This window comes from Mesorhizobium sp. (genome assembly GCF_017306585.1).
Classification (GTDB): Bacteria; Pseudomonadota; Alphaproteobacteria; order Rhizobiales; family Rhizobiaceae; genus Mesorhizobium.
In genome coordinates this window covers 1-12,500 of record NZ_JAFKIC010000150.1, presented here as the reverse complement: position 1 = coordinate 12,500, position 12,500 = coordinate 1, and the positions used below count along the sequence as shown (strand labels likewise).

Annotated in this window: 13 protein-coding genes; 2 read left to right on the top strand and 11 right to left on the bottom strand. The window is 61.5% G+C overall.

The window, feature by feature from the left end; all coding sequences use genetic code 11:
• Nucleotides 1–21: 21 nt before the first annotated feature.
• The 7 genes from J0I79_RS16725 to J0I79_RS16695 all read right to left on the bottom strand — a co-directional run bounded on the left by J0I79_RS16725 (nt 22) and on the right by J0I79_RS16695 (nt 8,177).
• Complete coding sequence (locus tag J0I79_RS16725) at nt 22–1,365, bottom strand: sigma-54 dependent transcriptional regulator (RefSeq protein ID WP_292860785.1); 1,344 nt, start codon at nt 1,363–1,365, stop codon at nt 22–24.
• A complete protein-coding gene (locus J0I79_RS16720; RefSeq protein WP_292860782.1) occupies nt 1,355–2,809 on the bottom strand; it encodes a HAMP domain-containing sensor histidine kinase in 1,455 nt (484 codons plus the stop codon). Before J0I79_RS16720 ends, J0I79_RS16725 begins: the two co-directional genes overlap by 11 nt.
• Complete coding sequence (locus J0I79_RS16715) at nt 2,806–3,594, bottom strand: PhnD/SsuA/transferrin family substrate-binding protein (RefSeq protein WP_292860779.1); 789 nt, start codon at nt 3,592–3,594, stop codon at nt 2,806–2,808. The genes J0I79_RS16720 and J0I79_RS16715 overlap by 4 nt, the downstream gene beginning before the upstream one ends.
• Before the next feature lie 193 nt (nt 3,595–3,787).
• Nucleotides 3,788–4,597: a sulfite exporter TauE/SafE family protein gene (locus tag J0I79_RS16710; protein ID WP_292860776.1), complete on the bottom strand. Its 810-nt coding sequence runs from the start codon at nt 4,595–4,597 to the stop codon at nt 3,788–3,790.
• Between the two features lie 550 nt (nt 4,598–5,147).
• Entirely contained in the window at nt 5,148–7,385 is a 2,238-nt protein-coding gene (locus J0I79_RS16705) for a relaxase/mobilization nuclease domain-containing protein (RefSeq protein WP_292860772.1), read from the bottom strand.
• Entirely contained in the window at nt 7,382–7,789 is a 408-nt protein-coding gene (locus J0I79_RS16700; protein WP_292860769.1) for a ribbon-helix-helix protein, CopG family, read from the bottom strand. The genes J0I79_RS16705 and J0I79_RS16700 overlap by 4 nt, the downstream gene beginning before the upstream one ends.
• A gap of 103 nt (nt 7,790–7,892) precedes the next feature.
• A complete protein-coding gene (locus tag J0I79_RS16695; protein WP_292860766.1) occupies nt 7,893–8,177 on the bottom strand; it encodes a hypothetical protein in 285 nt (94 codons plus the stop codon).
• A 120-nt stretch (nt 8,178–8,297) separates the two neighbouring features.
• Here J0I79_RS16695 and J0I79_RS16690 point away from each other — a divergent pair, with 120 nt between their 5' ends.
• Entirely contained in the window at nt 8,298–8,978 is a 681-nt protein-coding gene (locus tag J0I79_RS16690; protein ID WP_292860765.1) for a ParA family protein, read from the top strand.
• Nucleotides 8,975–9,382, top strand: coding sequence for a hypothetical protein (locus J0I79_RS16685; RefSeq protein WP_292860762.1), 408 nt, complete (start codon nt 8,975–8,977; stop codon nt 9,380–9,382). The genes J0I79_RS16690 and J0I79_RS16685 overlap by 4 nt, the downstream gene beginning before the upstream one ends.
• 118 nt (nt 9,383–9,500) lie before the next feature.
• Here J0I79_RS16685 and J0I79_RS16680 read toward each other — a convergent pair whose 3' ends face one another.
• The 4 genes from J0I79_RS16680 to J0I79_RS16665 all read right to left on the bottom strand — a co-directional run.
• The gene (locus tag J0I79_RS16680; RefSeq protein WP_292860760.1) at nt 9,501–9,842 is read right to left on the bottom strand and encodes a hypothetical protein; all 342 of its coding nucleotides are present in this window, start codon (nt 9,840–9,842) and stop codon (nt 9,501–9,503) included.
• 56 nt (nt 9,843–9,898) lie between these two features.
• Nucleotides 9,899–10,222: a DUF736 family protein gene (locus J0I79_RS16675; RefSeq protein ID WP_006205585.1), complete on the bottom strand. Its 324-nt coding sequence runs from the start codon at nt 10,220–10,222 to the stop codon at nt 9,899–9,901.
• A 711-nt stretch (nt 10,223–10,933) separates the two neighbouring features.
• Complete coding sequence (locus J0I79_RS16670) at nt 10,934–11,467, bottom strand: hypothetical protein (protein ID WP_292860757.1); 534 nt, start codon at nt 11,465–11,467, stop codon at nt 10,934–10,936.
• A gap of 354 nt (nt 11,468–11,821) precedes the next feature.
• A partial coding sequence (locus J0I79_RS16665; protein WP_292860754.1) for a DUF2493 domain-containing protein occupies nt 11,822–12,500 on the bottom strand: 679 nt, incomplete at its 5' end.

Here is a 12,500-nt window from a genome sequence, read left to right as displayed (position 1 = left end):
ACATGCTGCACTGCCGAAGGTTCAGGAAGTCGAACGCGCCCGATCGGCCAGTCCGAGCCGCGTCATTTTCTCCCAAAGCGTGGTCCGCGAGACCGCAAGCAGGCCGGCGGCCTTCGCAATTTGACCGCCGGTTTCGTCCAGCGCCCGCTCGATCTGGCGTCGCTCGGCCGCGTCGCGAACATCGGCGAGGGGAGCGAATGTCGTATTCCCTGATTTTACCGCCCGCTCCGGGAACAAGTCACCGGGCATGATCCATTCGCTGGTCGACAAGGCAACCGCTCGCTCGACCCGGTTCCGGAGTTCCCGCACATTTCCCGGCCAAGGATAGGCAAGCGCAGCTTCCTGGGCCAACGCGCTGAACCCCCGGATCCGGACATCAGACCGGCTGACCGCATTTTCAAGAAACCGGTCGAGTAGCCAGGTGATGTCCTCGTGTCGCTCGCGCAAAGGCGGGATCGTCACCGGCAACACGGCAAGCCGGAAATAGAGATCTTCGCGGAAGCCAGACGATCCGCCACGCTGTGCAAGGTCGCGATGGGTGGCGGAGACGACACGCGCGCGAAATTTGCAGGGAGCCTCGCCACCGACCCGGTTGAAGCTGCCGTCCTCGATCAGCCTCAGGAGCTTGGCCTGTAGGGGCATTGGCATGTCGCCAATCTCATCGAGAAACAGCGTGCCCTTCCCGGCTCGCTCGGCGTAGCCGAGGTGCCGTTGCTGGGCGCCGGTAAACGCCCCCTTCTCGTGTCCGAAGATCTCGCTCTCAAGCAGCTCGGCCGGGATTGCTGCACAATTCACGGCGATAAAGGGCTCGGCACTCCGAGGCGAAACCTCGTGGAGAAGGCGCGCGGCGACTTCCTTGCCGGAGCCGGTCTCGCCGGCAATCAAGACGGGCAGATCATGGCCGGCATAGCGGCGCAACAGGTCTTCGGCGTGCTGGATGGCGGTCGACTCCCCCAGAAAATAACCCTTCAGCCGGAGTTGGCTGTGGGTTGTGCGCCGTCCCGCATCGATACGCCGCAGGAATTCATCCATTGCGAATGGCTTGGTCATGAAATCAACGGCGCCGGACCGCATCAGACGAACCGCCTGATCAATCTCACCCTGGCTGGTGACGAACATGAAGGGCGGCGAGTTCGGCAGGTTGGCAAGCTCATTGAAAACGACCTCGCCCGAAATATCCGGGAGACGGATGTCGCAAATCACCAGATCGAGGGCATCGGAGAGACCTTCAATGCCGGAAATGGCGTCCCGTCCAGACTGCCACCAGGTCACGCGCCAACCCTCGAGCTCGAGGCGTTGAACGATCGACCCTCCCATTACGGGGTCATCTTCGACGAGACCTATGCGTGCTGGATCAGGCTGCATTGGATTTGGTCTCCCTTTCGAAGGGAATGGTCAGCGTGACCGCCGTCCCTCCCCCTTCCCTTTTGGTGATCGCGGCAGACCCGCCAAGATCGTCGACGACACGACGAACCATCCAGAGACCCAAGCCGCGGCCGGCCCGGACAGCGGGACCTGGATCGCTGTCGACGAGAATCCCCGCGATGTCGGGCGGGATACCGGGACCATGGTCGCCGATTTCAATGTTCAGTTCGTCTCCAGAGCTGTTTGCCTTCAGCGAGAGCGCTCCGCCCTCTGGGGTAACCGTGCTGGCATTCAGCAGGAGGTTCAGCACGGCCTGACGCACAGGCCCTCCCCTCACCGGCAATTCAGGCATGTCGTTCCAGATGATTTCCCAATCCAGGCGCTGACGCTTGCGGTGCAGTTCGGGTTTCAGCAGGAGGCGAACGTCGTCAAGGTCGTCGGCCGACAACGGGCGGTGCGAGCGTTCTGGCCGGTAGGTAGATAGGGCCGCTTCTACCACGTCCCGGATGCCGGCAAGGCCGCGCTCGATCAGGCTTATGGACGTGTCCCGGACGCCGGGTGTCTCACCGTGTTTTTTCAGCGTGTCGAGGGCGTTGAACAGCCCGCCCAGCGGGTTGTTGATCTCGTGCGCCATGCCGGATGCAAGGCGCCCCAGGCTGGACAGCTTTTCTTCCTCGGCGAGTTGCATCGCGAAATTCGCGCGCTCGCGTTCGGCTTGGACCAGGGTGTTATATCCCCTAAACAGGCCTGCCACTTCGCTATCCCCTTTGGGGATTTGGTTTTGGGATATTGGCTCTGCAACCCCGTCGGCCGCTGACCGCATGTGGTTCTCGAGGATCCGCATAGGCGCGATCATCTGTCTTACGATCAGGAAGCCACCGAGCGAAAACAGCACCGCCAGCACGCCGTTGGTGATCAGCAGCGTCACCAGAATCTCACGTCGCTCGGCGAACAGGTGCGAGACATCGAAAGTGGCGTGAATCGTCCCAATGGACTGACCTTGATACACCAGGTCCCGCTTGGCAAACCCGGTCGACGTCGCCTCGTCGATCGTCACAATGCCGGGGCCGTAGCGTTTGCGGTAACTGTCCGGCAGCTGCGAGAACGTGGCCATGCGGGTGGGATCGGTTGCCGCCAAAACTCGACCATCGGCACCAGTCACAACCGTTTCGACGGGAGAGAGCGCCTCATACGAGGACGAAGACCGATCGAGGGCGTCATAGACTTCCCAAACGTCCTGGCGCAACACCGCCGGCACCACCGCCGAGGACAATCCGTCGAGATAGGTCTCCGCAAGTCCGTCCAGATAGGTCTTTTGCGTATGCGACAGGCGGTCGAGCACACGCTCAGATATGACGGCGCTGATAACAACCATCAGCAGCGCCACCATCACCGGCACACGGTAAGAAACAGGGATCGCTCGCAGTCGTTGCGCCATGCTCATCCGAACTGTCTCACGGTCTCGACCTTGGCAGCTATGGTGTCGAACAGAGACGGATCGGTTGCGGCAAAGCCGTCCAGGCGCAGCAGGCTAAGGACCTTCATTCCTTCCGGATCTTTGTTCATCGACACCAACGCCTGTTGCAGCGCCCTGACGCGCGCGTCGCCGGCGAGCGACTTCGGAGACGCCACTGGCGGAAAGCCGAGCCATTCCGACTTGCGGACAATCTTGGTCTGCTTGACCAGGTCGGGTTCGGTCTCGCGCATGACCTCATAAACATAGCCGTCAACGCTGCCGGACTGCGCCAATCCCGAGGCCACGGCACGGATGACGTTGCGGTGTCCGTAGGTGAAGAAGGTCCTTTTGAAAAACGCCTCCGGCAGCGCCTTGTTTTCGGCGAGCAACGCCCGAGTGACCAGGAAACCGGAGTTCGAGTCGGGATCCGAGAAGGCGTGAACGTCGCCGGCGAGCCCGTGCCAGTCGTCGACCGTGCGCCCAGCTGCCGCGATCAAGTAGGACTGGTAGAGTGGTTTGCCGTGCCAGACGGGTGTCGCGACCAGGTCGAGATCGGCTTTGTATTGCACATAGGGGTAACCGCAGATCCAGGCGGCATGGATTTCACCCGACACGAGCAGCGCAGTGATTTCCTGATAGGTCCGCCGCGTCACCAGCTCGACTGGGCTATCTAACTTCGCACTGAGATATGCCCTGAGGTGGCCAAGAAGCTCCAGATCATTGGAGAGGAAAACCGGGGTAAGTCCGAATTGAAAGGGCGCGACTTCGGCCAACAGCTTTCGTGGAAAGCTCAACAGTGCAAAGCCGCCCACAGCAGCTTTGAGAACCGTCCGCCGACCAGGTTGGATGTGGGTTGGCACGAATGCCTGCCTTCATTCTCGCACAGCTTCAATCTATCCAGAAGTACGGATAGGTGCGAGATGTATGGAAAGAATAGCGCTGCGAGCAAGGATCGGCGACCAGTTCCTAGCTGTGGCGCCAGACCTTAATCGCCGACAACACCAAGATCACGGAAAGCAAGGGAAGCAGCAGCGCACTTGGAATAAGGCCGAGCAACTGGCCACCGAGGAAAGTCCCGACGACAGAGCCAGCAGCCATTACAAGCAGAAAAATGCGGTTACGGCCCAATACGGAAAAACTTTGATCCTGGCTATACCGCACGAACCCAACCAGCATCGTCGGCAGACTCACCGCCAAGGAGAGACTGCCTGCCAGTTTGATGTCGATGCCGAACAGCAGCATAAGCGTTGGAATCAACAACTCGCCGCCCGCCACCCCAAGCAAAGCAGCGATGACACCAATCACGAACCCAGCGAAGACGCCAGCAACTATGAGCGCGGGCCCTGCAAGCAATGCTGTTCCGGCGTTCGCATCGTGACCGAAAACCAGCACGACAGCGATGATCAATAGCATCACTGAAATTACCCGATAGAGGGTCTCTGATTTCAGGCGAGTTGCCCATCCGGCGCCGAACCACGCGCCGATCAAACTGCCGGCGAGAAGGTTGACGATAACCGGCCAATGCGTTGCTACCTGTTCAACCGGCACAGCGCGCGCCCGGAAGGGCAATGCTGACGCCACCACCAAGAGGCTCATTGCCTTGTTTAGGATCACTGCTTCCAAGGCCGGGAAACCGAAGAGGCCAATCAGCAGCGGCAAGCGAAACTCTGCCCCTCCAAGACCGATCAGGCCACCGAGAGCGCCTATCGTTCCACCCCCGACAAAGGAGGCAAACATGCTCTTCTGTCGAGAAGCATTTTCTGTTTGGTCACGCATGGTCGTTGTTGTTCCTTGGATATAGCGCAATGCTAGTAGCTTCAGGCAGAAGCGCAATATCGGAACGGATGAACCCGTGCGAAGGCGATGATATGATCAATGTACGAAAACCTGAGACAGCCATCGCATTCTACAAGTCGCAAGGCTTCGTCGTTGAGAATTCGGAGCCCGTGCAGATGGGTCCGTATCATTTCGAGGACTATGTGATGGTACGTCCTGGAGAGAATGTCTTCCCTAGTCTCATACGGACGTGCCGACCCCTGAACGGGGCAATAGCCAACCCTTTTTGACCCTGTTGCCAGCTATCCGAACCGAAGCGCTATAAGGGCACTTCGCGGAGCCCGTTCGTTTTCCGCTACTCGTATCCGTTCGTTCGTCGTGACGAAGAGGAACTAAAGGAGAGCCTTCTTTTTTTGGGCAGCGCTGATTCTGGCCAAACCATGCGAAAGCCTACGGCTTCGGAGGCCCGCAACGATATCCCAGTGATCCTCTACCTTCCGAGGCACGAACGGGCCTCGGCTACTTTCGCAATTTCCGCGCTTCGGAGGACTCAACGTTCGTAATCGTTGTCGTTTGAGCGCTGGGTCTTGCGATCCTGCTCTTCTGCCTGCTGAGTCTTCTGCTTGTTCGCGTCCTTCTGCTTGGCTCCCACCTTTTCCTGCTCGGTGCCTGTGCGCGGCTGCTCCGGCTCGCGCGGATCGTCCCGAGTTGGAAGGTCTCGCCCTCGTGCCTCGCGTTCGGGGACCGGCTCCCCACCGCCACCACCACGACGCTGCTGCCGCTCAAATTGCAGGCGCGCGAGACGGTCGTGCATCTTGTCGTTGACCTCTTCACGATACTGTTCGAACTGTCCTTGATGTGACGGCGGCAGCGTCTCGCGCATGTTATCGAGAGCCTGATTGACGCGCGCCATCTGACGCCGCATTTCCAAGGGGGTTTGCGCCATGTTCAAATCTCCTATTAGTGCATTCAATTCTCTCATACCGGGATGGGACAGGAAAGACTTCTGCCCCGATTGATCAGCTTCGCGACTCGTGGAAGGACCTCGTTGTCCCTGCCCTGTGCGATCGCGACGGAACTGGAGGAAATTGTTGCTGATCGACTCCGCTGCCGCGAGAGCCTGACCGACTACGCCCGCCGTCCGCATCGTCGTCACAGTCTTTTGCCATGCGGCAGCGATTGCATCGCCGTTCACGACAAGGGACTGTCCATCCAAACGGCGTTGCCGCTTGGCCTCCACCCGCTCTATCGTCCTGGCGCTGACCTGGTAGCGCGGATCGCTCTGGGCACGGCTGTAGGCTCCGGCATGCTCCTTCGTGAAGGGCCGCGTCATCGCATGATCCATCCGCCGCGTCGCCACCATCGCAATGCCGTTCTCGCGTGCTTTTTCCGCAAAGGTCTCGCGCCAGGCCGCGAGATCTGGCTTGTAGAATTTCAGGCGCTCACCGTCGGCAGAGCGCGCCTGCACCATCGCATGGATATGGACGTGCTTGGTGTCCTTGTGATGCGCCAGGACGAACTTGTATCCTGGCGCTCGCTCCTCCATCACGGCGCGCGCCGCGGCCATGACGGCGTTGGCATCGGTGCCGGCCTTTGCCGAGAAAAGCAGGTGATAGGCATTGCGGCGTTCACGTCCCGAAAACTGCGGGCGCCATTGTTCATAGACCGAAGCCGCCGCCTTGGTGGCATTCTTCGCCCCGGGCACAGGCTCGCCATTTGCGTGGCGGACGTGGCTGTGGGTGCGGATGAACTTTTGCAAAAAGTATTTCGCTTTGGGTTCACGGCTCACGGCCGCCGTTACCTCTGCCTTGGCTACCACCCCCGCCGCGCCCATGGCCTCGAACAACCGCGCCTCGATCTTGTCGAGAGCCTTGCTGCGCGAATTCTCACGACCACCGGCAAGCACCTTGGCGAGCGGTGCTGCTCGCTCATCGGTGTGTGCGTATACCTCCACCGCCTGGCCGTCCTGAGCATAGATGAACGGTTTTGCGCCGAAGGCCTTGTTCAAGGCTTCGCTCAAGGCGGCATCGGCGACCTGGCCAGCGAGCTCGAAACGAACCTCGATAAAATTGGTATTTTCCAAGGGCGGTTCGAACGTTTCGCAAAACGTCTCCAGAAACGCTTTTCGTGCGCCGCCTGTCGCAAGGACCTGGCCGTCCTCGTCAAAAATCTCGATGTCGCGTTTCTCGCCTTTTTCGTCCTCACGCTTCCCGATGTAATTGAGCAGCCGCGCGGCGGCTTGCCTGGTCGACGGAGGATTGGGCATGACCTTGAACACGGCAGGCTGCGCGCCCGCCGCATAGCCTGCCCGTGCCGCGACGGCCCGCGCCTGATAGCCCGCCCGCGCCGCTCGTCCTGTAGCGCCAGAGCGATCAGCGCCACGGCCACCGCCGCCGCCGAGCCGCTTCCAGTCTTCCTCCTCCTCTTCCGGCCGGAAACCGGCGAGCGTGGCGCCATAGACCAGGATCGGCGCCCTAGCGGCCTTGGGCGAACTTGCAGTAGTGGACTTTGGTGCCCTGCTGGAGACGGAGCTCCCCGCCGTCCCCAACCCTCCTGGCGAAGAACGAGGGGCGCTCGTGCCGCCACTTACCGGTGAGCCGCCTTGTCCTTGCCCGAGGCGTCTGCCGCCACCGGTCAGCTCATAACTCTTCGTCGTCTGGAATTCGGCAGCCCCGCGTCGGGCGCTCGTCGCGGCCTTGTCGTCGTCCAGTTCCTCACGCTTCATGCCGGACCCGCCCCGCAGATAGCGTTCGATTTCGGCCGCGTAGCCAGCAAGACGACCGCTCATGGCTTGGCGTTCCTCGCCTTGCGGGATCCGCCAGTCATTGCCTTCAGTTCCTCGCGAAACTGCCGCACGAGGTCTCCCACGGCGATCAACGCCTGCTCAAGGCCCTCATCATGGGAAACACGGCCGTCGTTCATGGCGCGCACGGCCTGATTGAAATTGATGCCGACGCGCCGCAGCTGATCGGTCATCTCCACGATCGCCGGCCGCAACGCCTCTGATGCGACAGGCAGATGCCCGACCTCTGCCCGCACGAGACGCCGGACGACCTCGCTGACGGTGACGCCCTCCCGCTCCGCAATGGCTTTGAGGTTGGCCAGCTCGTCAGCCGAAAACCGGATGTGCGTCACCTCGCCGTAGCGTCGTGACGCGCTCCTCACCGCTGCTTTCTGGGCGTCTGCATCCATCTCTCAAGCCCGCTTGCGGGCGCCAAGGACCGACAGGGCCGCGCCGCCTATTTTGTGTGTATCACAAAATAGGCTATCCTGCCAATAGAGGTGAGCAGGAAAGCTAATTATGGGCGCGTCTTCCCACCAGCCTCTCACCCGCCCAGTTGTCAGCGGCAGCGGCGCGGGCGAAATGTTCCCATCGTGATTTGATGCGATGTGTCTTTGATGCGTTGGCGACTTGTTTCCATGTTAACATGGAAACATCGGCTCTCTGATGGGCCGCCGGAAAACCGTAGTCGGAAAACGCGAGGTCAACGGGCCACCGGACCCCTTTTTGCTGAAGATAGGAGCTGCGCAAAAACTGCCCCTTTAGCGAGCCCTTATCGATGCGCGCCTGGGTTGCCAAACCAGTCTTCCCCGTCGACAATGTCACCATGTTGCGACCGTGATTTCGTTTCATGTGTCCATGATGACTTGTTGCCATGTTGATATGGAAACAAGGAGACAACGCCGGAAGGAGGCCCCCATGATCATCTCCGCTGCGATCCCAAAGGGCGGCACTGGCAAATCGACGATGCTGCGCGCCCTCGGATCCGTCGCGCTGCATCGGGGCTATTCAGTTACTCTTATCGATGGCGACCGGCGGCAGAACATGAACCGCTGGTTCCAGATGCTGGGCGAAGCTGGCAATCGTCCTGACAGGCTCCAGATGGTGAGCGCGATGACCCCGCAGGAAATCCTTCGCGCGGCAGCCACTCACAACGGTGAACGCTCGGTCGTCTTGATCGATACGGAAGGCACCACAAACGATAACCTCATGGCTGGGCTCTTCGCCGCCGATATTGTCGTCGTGCCGGTCTATTTTGCCCTCGACGATGTGACCGCCGCCATCCAGATCACCGACCACTACATCCCGCTGGCGGTCGAGAGCCGGGGGAGACCGCTGCCTGCGATATTCGTGCTGACCAAGCAGACCATCATCGATGGCAGGGCGCGAGCCTTGACCGAACTGCGCGCCATCATCCAGGCCAACGGCACGCCGATTGCAGAACACGTCCTGCACAATCGCGTTGCCTACCGTGACCTCCAGACCGGGCAGACCCTTTACAGCCCCGATGTGCCCGATGCGAAGGCGATTGCCGAGAGTGAAGGGGTCTTTGACGACCTTCTGCAAACCTTCATCGAGGCCACAAGGAACGCGGCATGAGCGAAGAAACCGCACCGAAACCCGGTGACGACAAGAAGGCCCGCATGATGAAGGCGATCTCCACGCAGCCGCCTGCGCTGCCCAGCATGTTCATCCCGCCGAAGGTCGAGACGTCAGGGATCAAGGAGCAAGCTCCGCCACAGATGCAGGAATCGACAAAGCCGTCCCCGGCAGTCGGGCCCGATTTCCGCAAGCTGCTGCGGCAGGGTCAGAAAAAGGACCCTATCGCCGGAAAGAAGATTCGCGAGGAGGAGATGATCCGCTGCGGCTACTATTTAACGGCTGCGGAGCAGCGCCAGTTCAAGTTGCTGGCGATCAGCAACGGGCACAGCATGACCGAACTGCTACGAAAGGCTGTCCAGGACTATATCCGCATTCATCAGCACAAACTGCCGAAGGAATAATCGGCGGTTTGGAGTCGCTGTCTCTTGCTGTAGCGGGTGATGTTCGTGGCTCTTTTGCGTCGCGCAAAAAAAGGGCCCGCGACGGAGCGTTCCGTCGCGGGCCCTGAGATGTGTCTGCCTACTTGGGTTGGTTGGGGTGTTTCAGCACCTGGCCGAAGACTGTGTCTCGCACCGGACGCCCGCTGGCTGCCGCTTTGTCGTCGACCAGCTTTGCGGCCAGTTTGGGCGACAGCGGGATGAAGTCGTAGCCGTGTGACATGGCTGCGCGGTGAAGATCCTCAAGCGTTTCGAACGCGCGATCGTGGGTGCCGAGCCAAAGACCGGGCTCGTCGGTTTCCTCGTGCGGGAACGCTTGCAGGAAGTAGGTCCGAAGTGGTGGATCGTAGCCGATGACAGCGTCTGGGTCCGCGCGGCCCTGTCCGGTGCTGGTGCCATTGACGGTGATGGTGTAGCGGCTCATTGCAACCTCCTTTTGTCCGGGGGAGCCGGCCCCTTGCGGGGCCGGCCACCGATGCCTCACTGGGGGTTGTTCCAGAGGATGACCTTCTTGTTTTCCTCGCCACCCGGGGCGGGAGCGAGATTGCCGAAGATGACGCCGATCTCGGGGGCTTCCAGCTTGACCGAGAGGTACTCCTCTCCCGAACGCTGGGAGATGCGGTGCCAGCCGGCTCCGATCTCGAAGCCCGTGCGCTTGTTGACGATCCGGTAGTCGGGGGCGTCCTCGCGCGACTTGTTGGTGTTCGGAATGAGGGTGATCGGGGCGTTGACCCGGAGCGTGGCAAAGACGCCTTCCATCGAGCCGTCGGCCTTGGTGGTGAGGTTTGCGATCGTGGTGGCCATGGTAGTTCTCCTTCGGTTGCATCGGGACCATTCCCGATGGCGCCAAAGGAGAGGGCCGTCCTGCTGCGGTCATCTCGGCGAAAATTCTGGAAAATTCTATTTGCCGAAAAATTGCGGGCAGGCCCTTCGCCTGCCCGAAGACCAAAAACAGAAATCGAATTTTCCTGAATATTCGCCGAGTGTACCCCCAACGGGGGTTGACCGCACAAAGCAGGCGGTCGTCTACAAAGGCGCCATGAAACGGGAATGGCCCGGATGCGACCGAAGGAAAAGAACTCAGGCCGCCATCGCTAGACCGCCGACGCAACGGTGCCGGATCGCAGGAACATGCTGCAGCCTCTCGGGTCATGTCGTCGGCATTGCCAACACATCGAAAAGCAGCCTGGCGCGTGACCGCCTTGCGTGTTCGGTATGGCGGCATAGCGTTTTCAAGATCGGAGCCGACTGGCAGCGAACTTCACGCCCCTCGGCAGCGCAATGCCTCGAAGCCACGATGGATGACCGCGCTAGCCAGGTTGTTCGCCACGCTCGCACCCGCTTCAGATGCGAGACGGGTCAAGATGATCATCGTGCACAACGCCTGCGGCTCTGCGCGTGGGCCGGTTTCGCAAGGGGTCAGCTCCGGCCGCTCAAACAAGTGGAGTTGGAGCTCGGAGCCGGATCAAACATATTCGATCGGACCCGCCGGGCTGTCGGCGGATCGCGCCCATATCATCCTGGCAGCGCCAGACGCTCGTCTGGCGTCATGCGGGCTTCGGCTTGGCGGCGAATGTCCGGACCGGCATGGCGGAGCATGGAGCACCAGTCTCCCACATTGTACGTGGTCGCCATGGTGCCCCTGGCCAGATCGTAAATGACGCATGGCTTGTTCGCGATGGCAAGCCGAAGCACGTTGACGGCAGTGCCGGGTGATGCGCCGTCCCAGACCATCATGCCGAAGTCAGCGCGCCGCGCCATCTCCCGGTCTTTGGCGGCGTGGCCACAGTATCCTGTGGCATCGTCAGGAGAAGGAACATGGAAGGCGGCCCAGTCGCCCAGATTGTTGCGGGGTTCCTTGCCGGCATGGAAGACGCCGACATGCTCGTACTTGTAGCCCGCGAGCAGGCCTTGCGCCTCGGCATCGGCTCCCGAGGCGTCGCCAATCAGCACGCCGTGCTCGGCAGCAACGATTGCGCCGATGCGAGTGATGGCAGGTTCCGGCAGCTCGAATATCTCACTTGATCCACCTATAAATATCATCGACATCGTGACTTCCTTTCTCTCCAGTGTCCCCCGCCCCGCGCCGGCCGCCCTCTCCCTCTGGCCCTGCGCGAGGGATCGTCACCCGAAGGCCGAGACGGCGAAGCCGGCGCGGGGAGCGGCGGGACGCCGCGACTAGAGCCCGGACGGCCGCAGGCCGGCGCGCCCGGACCCTGCCGCTGCCGGAGAAGCTAGGCGCGTGGAGCTAGCGGTCCTTGTCGGCCAGCCAAAGGCTCACGTCCTGGATCGAGCGGATCAGGATAGACGGGTTGTCCCGGGACGGCTTTGGTCCACGTCGCGCGGGACCGAACCCGACCGCGCGGTCGGGTTCGGTGGTGCGGATGCGAGGAAAGCGGCGCTTCACGCGCCGCCCTCCGCGAACCGCCAGACGGGGATGCCAAGCCGACGGGCCTTGTCGGCAAGGTTGTCGGTGATGCCGGAGCCGGGAAAGACGATCAGGCCGTAGGGGACCACCGAGAGAAGCTGGTCGTTGCGGCGGAACGGAGCCGCCTTGGCGTGTCGGTTCCAATCCGGCTTGAAGGCGATCTGGGTGACCTTCCGGTTCTCTGCCCAGCAGGCGGCGATACGCTCAGCGCCGCGCGGGCTGCCGCCGTGGAGCAGCACCATGTCGGGATGCTTTTCGCGGGCCTTGTCGAGCGCGTCCCAGATCCGGTCGTGATCTTTGCAGTCGAGACCACCGGCGAAGGCGATCTTGGTGCCGGCTGGAACGAGCACCTCGGTTTCGGCGAGGCGGCGGGCGGCGAGGAAGTCGCGGCTGTCGATCACCGCCGCTGTCATCGCCTGGTGGGAGACCTTGGAGCCGGTGCGCGGCCGCCACGCCGATCCGGTTTGTGCCTCGTAGAGATCGGCGGCCTCATCGCGCATGATTTCGAGCACGTTGCGGCGCTCGATATAGGTGATGCCTTCGGCAGTGAGCCGTTCCAGCTCGACCGACTTCACCTCGGAACCGTCCTGCTCCTGCTGGCTTGATCGCTGGGCCTCCTCGTTGCGATCGAGGCTGCGGGCGACGCGCTCGGCG